The 16513-nt window shown below is 27.8% G+C and carries 16 protein-coding genes; 5 read left to right on the forward strand and 11 right to left on the reverse strand.

The features are described 5' to 3' along the window. The 11 genes from hisS to JAHGCCOI_RS03095 all read right to left on the reverse strand — a co-directional run bounded on the left by hisS (nt 1) and on the right by JAHGCCOI_RS03095 (nt 13838). Entirely contained in the window at nt 1-1269 is a 1269-nt protein-coding gene (gene hisS, locus JAHGCCOI_RS03045; protein WP_227807290.1) for a histidine--tRNA ligase, read from the reverse strand. A 304-nt stretch (nt 1270-1573) separates the two neighbouring features. After that, nucleotides 1574-3811, reverse strand: coding sequence for a RelA/SpoT family protein (locus JAHGCCOI_RS03050; RefSeq protein ID WP_479491953.1), 2238 nt, complete (start codon nt 3809-3811; stop codon nt 1574-1576). Nucleotides 3812-3878: 67 nt separating this feature from the next. Beyond that, nucleotides 3879-5042, reverse strand: a complete 1164-nt coding sequence (gene mnmA / locus JAHGCCOI_RS03055) for a tRNA 2-thiouridine(34) synthase MnmA (RefSeq protein WP_227807390.1) — start codon at nt 5040-5042, stop codon at nt 3879-3881. A gap of 109 nt (nt 5043-5151) precedes the next feature. Further along, complete coding sequence (locus tag JAHGCCOI_RS03060; protein WP_479491954.1) at nt 5152-7098, reverse strand: nitrilase-related carbon-nitrogen hydrolase; 1947 nt, start codon at nt 7096-7098, stop codon at nt 5152-5154. 404 nt (nt 7099-7502) lie between these two features. Beyond that, nucleotides 7503-8204 carry a hypothetical protein gene (locus tag JAHGCCOI_RS03065; protein WP_479491955.1) on the reverse strand — a complete coding sequence of 234 codons (702 nt, stop codon included), beginning with the start codon at nt 8202-8204 and terminating at the stop codon, nt 7503-7505. 158 nt (nt 8205-8362) lie between these two features. Continuing rightward, a complete protein-coding gene (groL, locus tag JAHGCCOI_RS03070) occupies nt 8363-9973 on the reverse strand; it encodes a chaperonin GroEL (protein ID WP_479491956.1) in 1611 nt (536 codons plus the stop codon). Between the two features lie 204 nt (nt 9974-10177). After that, complete coding sequence (locus JAHGCCOI_RS03075; protein ID WP_227807285.1) at nt 10178-10447, reverse strand: GroES family chaperonin; 270 nt, start codon at nt 10445-10447, stop codon at nt 10178-10180. A 487-nt stretch (nt 10448-10934) separates the two neighbouring features. Next, nucleotides 10935-11648, reverse strand: a complete 714-nt coding sequence (locus JAHGCCOI_RS03080) for a hypothetical protein (protein WP_479491957.1) — start codon at nt 11646-11648, stop codon at nt 10935-10937. 861 nt (nt 11649-12509) lie between these two features. Next, nucleotides 12510-12929 carry a hypothetical protein gene (locus JAHGCCOI_RS03085; RefSeq protein ID WP_479491958.1) on the reverse strand — a complete coding sequence of 140 codons (420 nt, stop codon included), beginning with the start codon at nt 12927-12929 and terminating at the stop codon, nt 12510-12512. Next, entirely contained in the window at nt 12926-13324 is a 399-nt protein-coding gene (locus JAHGCCOI_RS03090) for a hypothetical protein (protein ID WP_479491959.1), read from the reverse strand. The genes JAHGCCOI_RS03085 and JAHGCCOI_RS03090 overlap by 4 nt, the downstream gene beginning before the upstream one ends. 157 nt (nt 13325-13481) lie before the next feature. Then, nucleotides 13482-13838 carry a hypothetical protein gene (locus JAHGCCOI_RS03095; RefSeq protein ID WP_212775371.1) on the reverse strand — a complete coding sequence of 119 codons (357 nt, stop codon included), beginning with the start codon at nt 13836-13838 and terminating at the stop codon, nt 13482-13484. Between the two features lie 261 nt (nt 13839-14099). Here JAHGCCOI_RS03095 and JAHGCCOI_RS03100 point away from each other — a divergent pair, with 261 nt between their 5' ends. The 5 genes from JAHGCCOI_RS03100 to JAHGCCOI_RS03120 all read left to right on the forward strand — a co-directional run bounded on the left by JAHGCCOI_RS03100 (nt 14100) and on the right by JAHGCCOI_RS03120 (nt 16371). Next, entirely contained in the window at nt 14100-14330 is a 231-nt protein-coding gene (locus JAHGCCOI_RS03100; RefSeq protein WP_479491960.1) for a hypothetical protein, read from the forward strand. A gap of 54 nt (nt 14331-14384) precedes the next feature. Beyond that, nucleotides 14385-14573 carry a 50S ribosomal protein L28 gene (gene rpmB, locus JAHGCCOI_RS03105; RefSeq protein ID WP_011160481.1) on the forward strand — a complete coding sequence of 63 codons (189 nt, stop codon included), beginning with the start codon at nt 14385-14387 and terminating at the stop codon, nt 14571-14573. A gap of 224 nt (nt 14574-14797) precedes the next feature. Continuing rightward, nucleotides 14798-15079 (forward strand): 50S ribosomal protein L31, encoded by a 282-nt coding sequence (gene rpmE, locus JAHGCCOI_RS03110; RefSeq protein ID WP_479491961.1) that lies wholly within the window; start codon nt 14798-14800, stop codon nt 15077-15079. Between the two features lie 118 nt (nt 15080-15197). Next, nucleotides 15198-15827, forward strand: coding sequence for a thymidine kinase (locus JAHGCCOI_RS03115; protein ID WP_479491962.1), 630 nt, complete (start codon nt 15198-15200; stop codon nt 15825-15827). A 58-nt stretch (nt 15828-15885) separates the two neighbouring features. Further along, nucleotides 15886-16371, forward strand: a complete 486-nt coding sequence (locus JAHGCCOI_RS03120; RefSeq protein ID WP_212775374.1) for a nucleoside deaminase — start codon at nt 15886-15888, stop codon at nt 16369-16371. The last annotated feature ends 142 nt before the right edge of the window (nt 16372-16513 follow it).

The following is a 16513-nucleotide window of genomic DNA, read 5'->3' on the forward strand; positions in this document are numbered from 1 at the left end:
TTAATTTAACTCCTTGTTGTTTTGAAAATAAGAAACAACATCTTTTTGCAATATGGTGGTTTGCTGTTGGGTGTCAGTATTTTTGATTGTAATTTGATTGTTGTCAAATTCTTTTGGTCCCAGAATTAAAAGATAAAGGGGTTGTTGTTTTAAGGCTTGTTTGAGACTTTTGGAAAAAGATAAAAACTGATAATTAAGATCGGCGGAAAAACCTTGATGGCGGAGAGTTGTTGCAAGTGCAAGTCCTTGATAAAAAAATTGCGGCACACTAACTAATATAAAGGCATCCAAAGAAGGTAAGATATTTTTATTGCAAAAGGAATGAGTGGCTAAAATCGACATTAAACGTTCCATGCCTAAGGCAAAACCAATACCAGGCGAAGGGTTTCCTCCAAATAAAGTAACTAAATTATCATAACAACCACCCCCACCTAAAACTGCTTGATGTCCTTGTTCGTTATTATAAACAATTTCAAAAACGCTATGAGTATAATAATCAAGTCCACGGACTAAATCATGACACAATTCAAAATTAACATTCATTTGTTTAAGCCCTTCTAAAACTTGTAAAAAACGAACTTTGGCGTCCTCAACAAGATGGTCAAAAATGCGTGGTGCTTGCTTTAAAAAAGGTTCGTTGTGACAATTTTTACAATCCCAAATACGCAAAATATTTTTTTCAAATCTTTCTTGACATAAAGGACATAATTGTTGATAGTGTGTTTGTAAATAGTTTTTAAAAACTTGTAAATAATTATTGTATGTAGTTTTACATCCCAAAGAATTAATCTTCACAGTAATATCACAAATCCCTAATGATTTGAGGGTTTCATAGGCAAGAGCAATTACTTCTACATCTAAAAAAGGGCTTGATTGTCCTAAAATTTCTACTCCTACTTGATGAAATTGACGATAGCGTCCTTTTTGAGGTCTTTCATAGCGAAAACAAGGTCCATAATAAAAAAACTTGTGTAATTGTGAGGTTTTATCTAATTTATTTTCCACATAACTACGAATAACACCAGCAGTTCCTTCGGGACGCAAAGTAATAAAACGTCCTTTTTTATCTGCAAAAGTATAAGTTTCTTTGGAAACCATTTCTGAATGTTGAGCTGCTCTATCAAAAACACCACGATATTCAATTATAGGGGTTCTTATTTCTTGCAAATGATACTTGGCAAACAAAGTGCGAATGTGATTTTCTACTTTTTGCCAACAAACCATTTTATCTGACATCAAATCATAAGTACCTTTAATTTTAGAAAACATCTTTGGGCTCCTTTGGTTTTGGGGTTGGGTTGGGTTTTAATTTTGTGATGATTATTTTTTTGTTATTTTTTTGTTGTTTTGGGATAAAAGTTTTGATAAAGCTTTTTGGGTTTTTGTTGTTGGAGATTTTATATTTTTTAATTTTTGGTGCTAATAAAGCTTTAAAAAATACATGAAAATGATTTAAAAAATACGCACAAACACACAATAAACAAAATAATTTTAATAAGGTGTCATTAATATATGGAGTAAAATAAAATAAATGGGGAATAAATAATTGTCTGCATTATAAATAATAAATTATTTAATTATTGATTCTTTGAATTTGATAAATTTGCGAAATTTTATATAAATTAGTAATTAGATTATTTAATTCTTTAGTATTAGCTATTAAAACCCTAATCTTAATAATAGTTTCTAATTTTTGTTTATTAATAACATTAAATTCTAAAATACTTACATTAAAACTGTTAATTTTATTAATAATTTGTTGCACTAAAGTATCTTTGGTAGAAGCAATAATACTAATCCAAGCAGGATATTTAGCAATAGTAGGGTCTTGTTGCCATGAAGCAGTAATTAATCTTTTTTCATCACATTGAGCTAAATTATTACATTCCTTGCGATGCACAATAATACCTCTTCCTTTAGTGACAAATCCTAGGATTTCGTCGTTATAAACAGGGGTGCAACAACTTGCCAATTTTAATTTAGGATTTCTAAGACCTTCAATAATAACGCCTGTCTCACTTTGATGTTTGAGTTTTTTATGCGATTTTGCCATTTGTTTTTGTAAAATATTTTGACTTAAAGTTTCTTTGGCTAAAACAAGCAATTTATTAATTACTGACTTAGGATTTAATTGTTTTTTAGCAATTTCATAATAAAAATCATTAAGAGTTTGAATATTGTAACGCTCAAAATGTTTTTGGACAAAATTATTATCAATCAAGGAAAGTTCAATTTTATTGGCAGTTAATTCTTTTTCAATAATATCTTTTCCTTTTTGAATCTCTGCTAAATATTCAGTTTTATTTTCTTTGATATCTTTTTTTAAAAAACCTTTAATTTTTCTTTTGGCATGTGTTGTTTTTACCATGCGCAACCAGTCTTTATTAACTGATAAAATATTTTTATTGGTTTTAATCGAAATAATATCACCATTTTTGAGTTGATAATCAATTGGTACAATTTGCCCGTTAATGATGGCTGCTGTCATTTTGCTTCCTACTGCGGAATGAATACGAAAGGCAAAATCAATGGGGGTAGAACCTTTGGGAAGTTCAAATACTTCTTGAGTAGGAGTAAAAACATAGACATTATCACTTAAAATATCATTTTTAATAGAATCTACAAATTCTTTGGGTGTTTCTTCGGGATGATTTTTGGCATCCATAGTAATTTTAACTAATTCTTGATACCATCTTAATTTTTTGGCAAGTTCTAGTTGTTTATCTTCTTGGGAATAAGTTTTATTTTCTTTATAAGCCCAGTGAGCAGCAATTCCTTTTTCAGCAATTTCATCCATTTCTTGAGTTCTTATTTGCATTTCAAACAAAGAGCCATCCTTAGTTAAAACAGTTGTATGCAAAGATTGATAAAGATTAGGTTTAGGAACTGCAATATAGTCTTTAAATCTTAGGGGAAGTGGCGAAAAATGACCGTGAATAATCCCTAAACATTGATAACACAAATCCACAGTAGGCACAATAATTCGAATAGCTAAAAGGTCAAAGATTTCTTCAAAACTAACTTTTCTTTTAACAATTTTTTTATAAATACTATAAATATTTTTGACACGCCCTTTAATAGTGTAATTTTTGAGTTGGTGGCTGTCTAAAAGAGATTTAATATTGGTGATAATTTTGGTAATTGATTCTTCACGTTGTTGTTTTTTTAACCGAATTAAATTAGAAACACGATAGTATTCTTGAGGAAAAGCATATCTTAGAGACAAATCTTCTAATTGTGATTTAATTTCAAAAAGCCCTAAACGATGTGTTAAAGGAGCGTGAATTTCTAAGGTTTCTTTGGCAATACGTAATTGTTTTTCTGAAGACATCGCATTTAAAGTTTGCATATTGTGCAAGCGGTCAGCAATCTTTACAATAACAACTCTAATATCTTTTGCCATTGCTAAAAACATTTTTTGTTGATTATCGGCATGTCCTTGATTTTTATGAAAAGCAATTTTGGTAAGTTTAGTTGCCCGATAAACTAAATAAGCCACGTCTTCGCCAAACAAAGAAGTTAAATCTTGCATAGTAGCATTAGTGTCTTCCAAAACATCGTGGAGTAATCCTGCCATTAAAGTATTGGGTTCGCTGTTTAATTGTGCCAAAATTTTAGTCACTGCACAAGGATGAATAATATAGGGTTCTCCTGTAAAACGTGTTTGTCCGTGATGTTTTTCTTTGGCAAAAAGATAGGCTTGAGTAATTTTTTGCAAAATGGTGGCATCTTGAATATTTTTGGAAATCACAGCCATTAAATCTTGATATAATGTATCTTTTTCTAAAGTTAAATCGGAATCTAAAATCATCTTATCACCTTCTTTTTTAAGGATTTGCAAAAAAACGCAAAGAAAATAAAAGAAATCAAAAAATAAATTAAGTGTATAGTCTTTTTGTGCCTTGAAAATAAACTTCTTTAATAACGCCTGCCCCACAACAAATATTGTTATCATAAAAAGCAAATATTTGCCCTGGAGTTACTGCTTTAATTGTTTGAGGATAATGAATTTCTAAGTTGTTTTGGTCTAGCCAAGTTAAAATAACGTCTTGATTGGGTTGGCGGTAGCGCATTTTGGCTTGTAGGTGCAAATTGGTTTTTTTGCCGCGCCAAACAATATCACCAATTAAGGCTTTGTCGCTGTATAAATAAGGATGTGTGCTACCTTGTTCTACGTATAAAGTGTTAGTTGGAAGGTGTTTGCCAACGACAAACCAAGGTTTTTGGCTGGGAACATCACCCAAACCTAAATTTTTACGTTGCCCTATGGTATAATACATTACTCCTTTATGATGTGCTAAAAAAGTCCCATCCAAAGTTTTAATATCACCTTTTTGAGCGGGTAAATAGTTGCTTAAAAATTGAAAAAAATTTCTTTCACCAATAAAACAAATCCCCGTGGAATCTTTTTTAGTGGCATTAATTAAATTATTTTCTAAAGCAATTTGGCGTACTTCTTGTTTTGTGAGATTGCCCAAAGGAAACAAAATATTTTGTAATTGTTTAGTTGTTAGTTGTGATAAAAAATAAGTTTGATCTTTGTTTTGGTCAACAGCACAAGCAAGTCGTGGAACTAATTTTTGGTCTGAAGAAGTTTCATATATAATGTTAGCATAATGTCCCATAGCAATATATTGAGGGGCAAGTTTTGTTGTTGCATACTCAATAAAAGCTCTAAATTTAATTTCATTATTACACAAAATATCAGGATTCGGAGTAAGATTATTTTCAAAGGCTTTGATAAAAGACATAAAGACTTTTTGCCAATATTCTTCAATAAAATCAACACGATGCAACTTAATTCCTAGTTGTTCAGACACTTTTAAGGCATCTTTATAATCTAGTTCTTGCGGGCATATGTCATTTAAAGTGGGATTACCTTGGATATCAAAATTAAGATTACTATCCCAATTACGCATAAAAACTGCTTCTACCAAATAACCTTGTTTTTTTAAAAGAAAAGCAGCAACAGCACTATCAACTCCGCCTGATAAACCAACAACAACTTTTGTCATTTTTTGCTCCTTTTCTTTGTTTTTAATTTGTTATGTGTGTGTGTGTTTTGATTTGTTATTTTGATGATATTTATTGATGTTTTGAGATTTGGGTGTTTTGAGATTTTATATTTTTAGAACTTTGATTTATTGCTTTTTATTCTTGTCTTTGTAGATAAATAGGAAGCAAAAATTCGTTTCTGGGCGAAAGACTATTTTCTAAAACTTTAGGACCTGGTGCCATATTTTGTCTTTTAAATTGATTTTGATAAAAAGTTTTCAGATATGAAACAACTAATTGATTGCTTTTTTCTGGACTTAAATCAAAGGCAATTTGCAACAACCAAGCAATTTTAGTTTTGGTAAAACCTTTTTTAATGTGGCAACAAAGAATAAAATCTTCCATAATTAATTTTTGATTGATGTTTTCTTGCACTAATTTTTGATATAATTTTTTTAAGGCAGGTGTAATTTGTAAATAGTTTTTTTCTAAATGATAAAGTAATAATTCTTTGACTAAAACATTAGGAACGCCAGCATTGACATTATAAATGTGGTCGTAATGAATACGAGGATTGTTTTTTCCTAAAGCCATATCCGAAAAATTATTATTTTCTAACAACAAAAATTTTTGTGTTTGGGAAGCTAATTCCTTTAAAAAAACTTGATCTAGGTCTTTGGAACAAGAAGCAAGTTCGTTTGACAAAGTAGAAATGTTGTTAATATCGTTGAATAAAGTAGTTGTTTCGTTTGCTTCATTTATTTCATTTGTTGCGTTTGTGTCATTTGTGGCATCAGTTAGATTAGTTGTGTTAGTGGTGGCATCAGTTTTGTCAAGCCCCAAAAAGGCTAACAAATCTTTTTTCTTTAAAAAACTACTTTCACAAATGTGACAAACTCCTTTGGTTTGTAAAAAATCTTTGAGGAGTTGATAATGAGTTTGGTTGGAAAAAAGAAGTGGATTTAGGATTACAATGAAATCTTCTAACGGTTTTTGCAACAAGGAAAAGCTTTGAAAAGCAACTACCAAAGTTAACAAATCATTAATATTTTCAGTAATTTCTACAATTATTTTGGCGTTTAAATTGCTAAGTTTAGTTTTAAGTGCTAATACTTGGATTTCATTTGCCAATTTTAAATGCGAAGCAACATTTGATTGAGGAATAAAAGGCGTTTGATTAATTGGTTTTTCAAAGTGATAATGGGGCGTTTCTTGGAGTTCAAAATAAGCTTTTAAAAAAGGATGTTGTTTTCCTATTCTTTGGTCACCATAAGTAGTATCAATTCTTCTTTGAAATTTAATTAAATCAACACAAACATCAACTACTAAACTTACATCTTGATTAAATAAATCTTTTTCGGCGACCATTTCGCCTAACAAAGCAGCCATTTTGTGATTAGAAAATAAATTATCAACAGTAGATTCAGTAATTCCGCTACTAGTGTAAAAATAGCCTCCAATTTGTTTGCGCGAATGATCAAGAACGGCATTTTTTCTTAAATCAAGTTTGCCTATGTGATCGGTTGAGGCAGAAGGATTAAAAATTAAATGAGCACCGTTTAAGGAAAGTAGATCACCAGGAGAAAAGACAGTCCATAAATCTTGACAAATTTCTACTCCAAAAATAAGATCAAATTGGGAATTAATAAATAAAACATCTCCAAAAGGAACTGTTTGACCCAAAATTTGGATGTATTGGGATTCGCAGGTTTTGCCTGATTGAAACCATCTTTTTTCGCTAAATTCTTTATAATTGGGAATAGTTTTTTTAGGGGTTATTCCTAATATTTTATCTTTTTGAATGATAACTGCTACATTAAATAAAACTTCATGCAAAGCAAGAGGAATGCCTAAAATATAGACTCCTTCAAAAGAATTATTTTTTAAAAGCCAATCTAGAGCTTGAAAATTTTGTTCTAAAAAAGTAGTTTCAAAAAAAAGATCTCCTGCTGTATAACTACTTAAACAAAGTTCAGGGAACAAAACAAAACTGGCTTTACTTTTGTTTAGAACATTTTGCATACTATAAGCATTTTTTAAGGGATTACCTACTGTTAAAGGAGGGCTTGCTAATTCAATTTTAATAGAACCGTTTTTGTACATTTTCTTTCATTTGCTTCCTTAGTTATTCATTATTTAATAATTAAAGATTAATATTTATGATAATTAATATTTTTATTAAGATAATTTATAATAATAACTATAATTTTTATTGTTTATATTTAAATAATTTAATAATTTTTTATGATGTTAAATAAATTGATAAATATTTAATTTATGGTTTGGGATGATAAAAAAAATAAAACCATTATATATATTATATAATTTTTTAATAATTTTCCCAAATAAAACCTTATAATTGATTCTTTTTTATTATTAATAATAATTTTTGATTATAATTGTATTTATAAAGATTATTTTATTGCTAAAAACTATTATTAATAATAAAGATAAATAAAAAAAACTAGGTTAAAAAACCTAGCTTTTTAAATAATGATTAAATAAGATTATTTATTTTTTTTGTTTTTTTTAACAAAGAAAAACACACCACCAGCAACGGCAGCAACAACTACAACAGCTACTAATGTTAAGAACCACACTGTTTTGTACCAAGGTTTTTGAACTACATTAAATTCAAAGGTTTTTTCTCCTGAAACAGTAGTTTTACCATCTACAGCTTTAACAGTAACTTTATTAGCATCGTCGCCTTTACCAACTGTGAAAGTTAAGTCGTCTTTGGTTACAGTTGCAGGAACTTTAGCTCCAGCTTCTTTTAAAGCTTTTAAACCAGCTTCTGCATCTACTTTGTCATCTTTAACTGTAAGTGTAAGTTTTTTGTCTGTTCCTAAAGTTAATTTATTTAATTCACATACGCCTACTAAATTTAATAATTTTTCGCCTTTTAAAGCGCTTCCAGCTTGGCCATCTGCAGGTGTAACTTTTACTTGATTATTGGTAACAATTACTTTTACAGAATCTTTTGTTACTTTTTTATCCAATAAAGTATTTTGAACTTTCCATTGATTAACAACTTTTTCTGCATTAGATGCATCATTAGCAGTAAGTTCAAGAGGGGTTTCACATTGTAAAATGCTTAAATCTAGTGGATCATCAGCAAAAACTTGAACGCCAACAAACATTAAAGCAACAGCAGCAAATAAAACTAAAACTTTAGCAACTAAAGATTTTTGAGTTTTTTGATTTTGCATTGTTTATTCTCCTTTCTTTCGTTATATAATTATATGGTTTGAGTTGTTTTCTAACAAAGAGTTAAAAGACAATCAAAACCTACTATTATTTTAACATGAAAAAAGGAAAAATGGGAAATAATAATTAAAAAAATAAAGCTTTATTAGTTATAAAAAAATTATTCTTGTGTTCCTAAATCAAAGTTATTATCTTTATTTTCTTTCAAACTTACCACAGCAGCCTCAGTTGTAATCATCAAAGCAGAGATAGAAGCAGCATTAAGAACAGCTTGACGAGTTACTTTAGTAGGGTCAATTATACCTTCTTTTAAGAGACAAACATACTTACCTTCTTTAGCATTAAACCCAAAATTTAAGGGTTGTAAAAGTTGTTGTTTTACCACATCTTTACCTGAAAATCCTGCATTATAAGCAATTTGATAAGTAGGTACTAAAAGACTTTGTACTACTACATCAATTCCTTGTTGTACTTCTTTATTATCAGATACCAAAGTATCTTTTAATTCTTGATAAACCTCCACTAAAGCTTTTCCACCACCAACTACAATTCCTTCAGTAATAGCAGCTTTAGTAGCATTAAGAGCATCTTCAATACGTAATTTTTTATCTTTTAATTCAGTATCAGTTGCAGCCCCAACTTTAATTAAGGCAACTCCTCCTGATAATTTAGCTAATCTTTCTTGCAAATTTTTAGTTTCATAATCAGAAGTAGCATTTTTAATTTGAGTTTTTAATACTTGAATACGTTTTTCTAATTCAGGACTTTTAGAATTACTTATCAAAGTAGTATTATCTTTTTTAATAATAGTTTTATTGATATTTCCTAAATCATCTATTTTTAAATCTGCTAATTTCATATTAAGTTCTTTAGAAACAAAATTAGCTTTTGTAAGTACTGCAATATCTTGTAACATTTCTTTTTGATTATCACCAAAACCAGGAGCATTAGTTACAACTACATTAAAAGTTCCTCTTAATTTATTAGCTACCAAAACCCCTAAAACTTCATTTTCCACAGCTTCAGCTACAATTAATAAAGATCTAGATGCTTTTACTACTTCTTCCAAAATAGGTACAATTTCTTGCACAGTACTAATTTTATGATCAGTTACTAAAACTAACGCATTTTCTAACTGTACTGTCATACTTTCTCTATCAGAGACAAAATAAGGAGAAGCATATCCTTTATCGTACTGCAATCCTTCAACAACTTCTAATTCTGTTTCAAAACCTTTGGATTCATCAACATTAATAACTCCATCTTTTCCTACTTTTTGCATCGCTTGGGCAATGATTTTACCAATTTCTTGACTACCTGATGAAACAGCAGCCACATTTTGAATATCTTCTTGGGCATCTACTTTTTTAGATTTAGCTAAAAGTTTTTTGGCAACTGTTAATGCAGCTAACTCAATTCCTTCTTTTACTAAAACAGGATTAGCTCCTGCATCAATTGCATCAAACCCACGATGAATCATACTTTGTGCCAAAACAGTTGCTGTAGTTGTTCCATCTCCTGCTTTATCGTTAGTTTTGGAAGCTACTTCATATACTAACTTTGCTCCCATATTTTGATAAGGATTTTTTAATTCAATTTCTTTAGCAATAGAAACACCATCATTTACAATAGCAGGTGAATCATAGGCTTTTTCTAAAATAACATTACGTCCTTTAGGTCCTAAAGTCACTTTAACAGTATTTGCAATTGCATCTACTCCTTGTAATAAAGCTTTTCTTGCTTCTTTGCCATAAAGTATTTTTTTACTCATTTTATTACTCCTTAAATATTTTGATTATTGATTATTATATCTTTATATCTTTATTTATTGATTTATTGATTTATTGATATTTAATTAATATTTATAATTTTATGATTTATAATTTTATGATTTATAATTTTAAAAAAAGTTTAAAATATTGTCTTTTTATTTATTAATACTTAGTTTATAATTATTTATCTTATCTATATTATCTTATTTAATTTGTGCCAAAATATCTTTTACAGCAACAATTAAATAATCTTTTTCTCCTAAAGTAACTTTTCTACCAGAATAGCTTTTATAAACTACTTCATCATCTTTTTTTAAACCTTCAACTTCGGAACCTACTCCAACAACAACGCCAACAGAGGATTTTTCTTTTTCTGATAAAGCCAAAATAATTCCGCTAGCTGTTTTAGTTTCTTCCATTTTCAATTTTAAAACAACATTGTCATATAAAGGGATAATTGTTTTTTGTTTCATGATTAAACTCCTTTTAATTTAATAATTTATTATAGCAAATAAAATATTTTTGTAATGATTTAATTTTGGCACTTAAATTATTTAGTGCCAAAGCACTTTTATTATATCATAAGATTTAATAATTGGCAAGTATTAAAAAAAATAATTTGGTTTGGAGGATTCAAAAATTTATTTTATATTTTTGGTAAATATTATTAAATTTGTCTTATTGGGAATTGCAAAAAAAGTTTTTCATTTATGTTATTGTTTATTCATTTATGTTATTGTTTATTCATTTATGTTATTGTTTATTCATTTATGTTATTGTTTATTCATTTATGTTATTGTTTATTCATTTATGTTATTGTTTATTCATTTATGTTATTGTTTATTCATTTATGTTATTGTTTATTCATTTATGTTATTGTTTATTCATTTATGTTATTGTTTATTCATTTATGTTATTGTTTATTCATTTATGTTATTGTTTATTCATTTATGTTATTGTTTATTCATAAAAATAAGTTTGATAAATAATCTTTAATCTTGGATTAAGATAAATAACACAACCAAATAATAATAAATTACAAGTAATAACTGTTTCTAAATTAAGAACAAAAATAGTGATAAAGGAAGTTATTTCATTAGCAAAAAAGATATTATAATATGGATTATCTTTTAGAATATGTTTAATACTTGACAAATAACATAAATAACCATTTATAGCATAAGAACAAGCATGAATTAACATAATTATAATTAAAATACTTAATAAACGTATAATATTTTTTTTATTAATATTAAAATGACTTAAATCTTTACAATATAATAATCCTGTAAAAGACCAAGATAAAATAGGTATTAAAGTTTTTAAAAGATAATTCAGTGTAAGAAAAGTTGATTGATTAATATTTTTTTTCCCAAGCGAAAAAATATCATAATTAGCTAAAATCCAAGAATGTCCCAAAGTAGTTACAAAGTCACAAAACACATAAATAAGAAGCATCCAAGAAGCTTTCTTAAATCCAAAGAAAAACCCTAAATAAAATAAAGGTACTAAAGCCAGATTAAAATAAGCTTTATAAGTTAAAGAAGACTTAAAATCATATAGCCCCATTTGTTTAGAAAGATGAAATAATATAAGAGCTAAAGCAATTATATGAGCTGCTAGAATATATTTATGTACTTTCTTATTTTTCTTATTCTTATTAACATTACGCATATATTTATTCTAATTCCCTTCCAATATTGTTTTTATTATGAAAACAAAATATAAAAAATTTTTTTATACAACATGTTATTTCCTTGAAGCAATATTTTAACTTAACTAAATAGTATTAAATAATAATTAGTGTCAATTAAAATATTTATAATTTATCAATTAATCAATTAGCTATTATTAAAGATTAGATAATAATTAATTTGATAATAAAAAAAATAGCCTTCAAAAACTACTCAAAAACAATTTTAATTAATAAATAATTAAAGATAATAATTTGATAATTTTTAAAAACTAATTTAATAAGGATAAAAAGGGCATTCCTATAATAAGGAACAATTTGTTCTTAAATTAAGGAATAATGATGTTCTTAAAATGAAGAACAATTAAGTAATACAAAAAAATGATACTAAAAGTAAATTATTTATTGTTCCCCTTTTCAAATATTAAATGTTTCCAAACATGCAAAACAAAATAATTGATGGATAACAAAATAATAATTTAACCAGCTATATTATATAATATTTTTTTAAGGAATGAATCAATTATTTTTTTAAGGAATGAAAAAATTAAGATGCAAAAAAAGGGCGAAAAAGTGAAAAAAAGCGCGGCGCAACAATTATGATATTATAGTTTTTTTACTCAACTCTTATATGACAGTGTTGAGTTTTTTATATTATAAATTCAGATCTGATATACAAAAAGAGCTAGGATATGACGCCGAACTCTTTTTTTATTTTTTTCTACAAAAATAAAGTATGACACCGTTATGCCAATGAACCAACCCAAAGACAACTAACCAAAAGGTTAAAGTTCAATTATATTTGAACAAATTATAAGGGGTTCGTCAATATTCAGGGTTAATTATTTTTTGGGTTTTTGAGATTTATCATTGTTTTGCTGCTTTGGTTTTGGTGGATTTGGCTGAGAAAAACTATTTTTCGCTTGTTGATTTTGAGTTTGATTTTTGTAATCCTTTTTGGGGTTTGAGGGTTTATCGTTGTTCTTCTTTTGCTTTTGTTGTTGTGTCCCTTTAATTGGGTTTGGGTTGTTTGGGTTGTTCGGTCTTCCTCGCTTTCCTTTACCTTGTGAAACATTCGCATTATTACTTGTACCTCTATTGACATCTAAAACTTGATTTTGTTGTCCTTGTTTATTTGTCGTTAAATTTTCTTGAATGCCTTCATTACTTTGTATATTTCCTTCTTTATGGGATAAAACTGTTTTAATTCCTACATCTTTTTGCTTTTCATGTTTTTTACTTTCAGCTAAAAAACTACTCAAATTATAACAAGCAATATATAATGTAAATCATGCCCATTTACGTGTTTTATTGGCACAACCCAAGAATTAGGATTTGGTCCTTTACAATTATTAGGTTCTAATTTGTGTTTATCTTTAATCCATTTTTCAATAGTTTTTATTTGTCCTGCAAAATTAGAGTTTTTATTAAACAAAAAAATAGCACCTTCTTTATTTTGACCATTGGTATAATTCATTAATTGATCACAGGCATGATCAATATTTTCCATCTCTTTATTAAGAACTTTATCAAACATTTTACATTCAGCAATATAGACAAAATCATCAAAATCAACTTTAATATCAACTTTACCTCCACAATTCATCGCTTCTTTATTGATTTTTATTTGCGCAGGATAAATTAATTGCAAATACATAATAATAAGTTCTACAATAAAATTTTCTTTTTCCTTAACTGAATGTTCTTTAACAATTTTTTTATTTTCTAACGAACTACAAAATAAATGAATATCTTTATTAATACGATTAAAACGTTCTTTTGCATCAATTGTTAAAATATTAGATTTATTTTCTTCAGTTAAAATTTAGATCCACCAAAGGCTTTAACTCTCCTTTTATTGCTTCTAATTGTTCTTTGGATAAAACTATTTTGCCATCCTTAATTTCTTTAATTTGGCTTTCTGTTAAAGTAGTCAATTGAAATTGTTCCTTTACTTGTTCAGCAACTCTTTGAGCTAATTGATTTGTCTTATTATTTCTTTGCTCTTGTGTTTTAGGTGATTTTATGTCTTTGTATAAATTAGGTTCTTTAACATCTTTAAAACTCAAATATCCTAACTTACTTACAACAATTACAAAAACTAACAACGAAAATAACATTGCAATTAAGGAACACACAAAGACAATCAATAAATTTTTTTTCTCAAACATAAATATCTCCTTAATAAAAATATGAATAATACAAATGTTAATAATGCAAATGAAATAGGAAAAAAATAATTAGGAATGAAAATAATAAATAAAATAAATAACAACAAATATAATAAACCCTAAGCAAAAACAAAATATACTAAAAAATAAAATATTCATTCTTTACTAGGGGCAAATTATTGGAGTGTTTCATCTAAATATATATTATATTTTAATTGTAGCAAAAAATATAGCAAAAATCCAAGAAAAAACAAAGTGTTTATGTACAAACCAAATAAAGGCTTTAACTATTTTACTAAATTATCAAATAAATATACAAATATAATGGAGATGATGGGCAAAAAAGATAATAACCGTGCGCAAAATAACATAAAAACAATCAAATCAAATAATGTTGCAATTAAAATAAATCCCTATCCTAAATATAAAATTATCCCAAACCAAACAACTAACAATAAATTTATTTTTAACAAAAAAACATCACCCAAATAAACCCTTATTGTGATATAATAACTTATATATTGTAATTAACAAAGGAGAAAAACAATGAGTAAATGTTATATCACTGGAAAAACCACCCTTTTTGGTAATCGTCGTAGCCACGCTATGAACGCAACTAAAAGAATTTGGAAAGCCAACTTACAAAACGTAAAAATTGTTGACGAAAACGGCAAGGTTCAAAAAGTAAAAATCTCTGCTAGGGCACTCAAAAAGCTCAAATTACAAAGAGCCTAAAAACTCTTTGCCTTCCTTTTCTTTCTTATTTTTTATATTTATATTTTATGATTTTTTCATAAAGATAAAGAAAGAAATAAGAAATCAAAAGTTCAAAAATCCCATCAAAAAGTTCAAATAATAAAAATCAAAAATTAAAAAATAATAAATAATAAAACACAAACACATCGCATAACAAAATAAAAATAAATAAAATCAAAAAAATAATAAGGAGTCCTAAACACATGAAAGCAAATATTCACCCTCAATTTGAAACAGTGGAAGTTTCTTGTGCAACTTGTGGCAAACAACACCCAATTGGCACCACAGTTACTAGCATCAAAATAGAAACTTGTTCTAATTGCCACCCTTTTTACACTGGCGCACAAACTTTTGTAGTTAAAGCAGGGCCAGTTGACAAATTTAACAAACGTTATGGTATTACCCAAGACCAAAAAGTTAAAACAGTTTCTTCAAATGCTGATAACAAAAAAGAAACCACCGAAGAATTGATTAAAAATAAATAATAAATACTTAAAAAATAAAATAGCAAATCACCCTCCAAGTTCTTTTGGACCAACTATCACACCACAAAAACCAAAAAAATTAATTCAAATTATCTTATTTATAAAGGAGTTCAAAAGAATGACCCAAAAAGAACAAGGGCAAGGGTTTATTGAAGTTGTTTGTGGACCAATGTTTGCAGGCAAAACAGAAGCATTAATTCAACGCAGTAATCAAGCATTACAACTCAACAAAAAAATTTTATCCTTTAAACCGCAAATAGATGACCGTTATTCTGTTAAAGAAGAAATAGTTTCTCACAATCAAAACACTATTCCTGCTATTTTAATTGACAAAAGCAAAGACATTCTCCCGTTTATTACTTCCGAAATTAATGTTGTCATAATAGATGAAGCCCAATTTTTAGATAAAGACATTGTCGCTATTGTAGATTATTTAGCTAACTGCAATATTGAAGTTATTATATCAGGTTTAGAACTTGATTTTTGCGGAAAACCATTCGGACCAATGCCTTATTTATTAGCAATTGCAGACACCGTTACTAAATTAACTTCAATTTGTGCTATCAGTGGCAAAAAAGCCAACCGCACTCAAAGATTAATTGACGGCAAACCTGCTCAAAGCAATGAACCTGTTGTTTTGGTAGGTGGAAAAGAATACCACGAACCTCGTTGTCGCAAACACCATTGTTTAGCAGATATTGACAAAACAAAAATTAACTGGCAAAACTTCACCAACCAATCTAAATAACTCCACTAAAATAATTCATCTCAATAATTCGTTTGGAATGTGGATTAATACTTAAAATATGGAAAATAACAACCAACAACATATTTTTTTTATGAAAGAAGCTTTAAAAGAAGCCCAAAAAGCCTACCTCAAAGAAGAAGTCCCCATCGGAGCTGTCGCTGTTTTAAACCAAAAAATAATTGCACGAGCTCACAATAACAGAAACACTAAAAAACTTTTTTTTGGACACGCTGAATTTTTAGCCCTCATGAAAGCAGGCAAAAAGATAAACAGCCGTTTTTTAAATGATGTATCTCTTTATGTCACTTTAGAACCTTGCTTAATGTGTACAGGAGCCATCATACAAGCAGGCATCAAAAACCTTTATTATGGCACAAGCATGGAAAAATCATATTCTTTTAATGATATGTCATCTATCCAAAATATGCCTTTTATGGATAAATTAAATATCCAATCAGGAATTTTAGCTCAAGAAAGCATGCAACTTTTACAAAAATTTTTTCAAGAACTAAGAATCAAAAAAAATAATTTACTATCCCGATAAAAACAACAAAAAAACAAAAAAAATAATTTCAGCAACCCAATAAAAACTCTTATCACAACCAAATTAGACCATCACAACCGATGGTCTTTTATTTTCAAAAAAACTAATTTGCCAATAATAAAATGTTGTTATTTTAAATATT

This window comes from Mulberry dwarf phytoplasma, assembly GCF_056504655.1.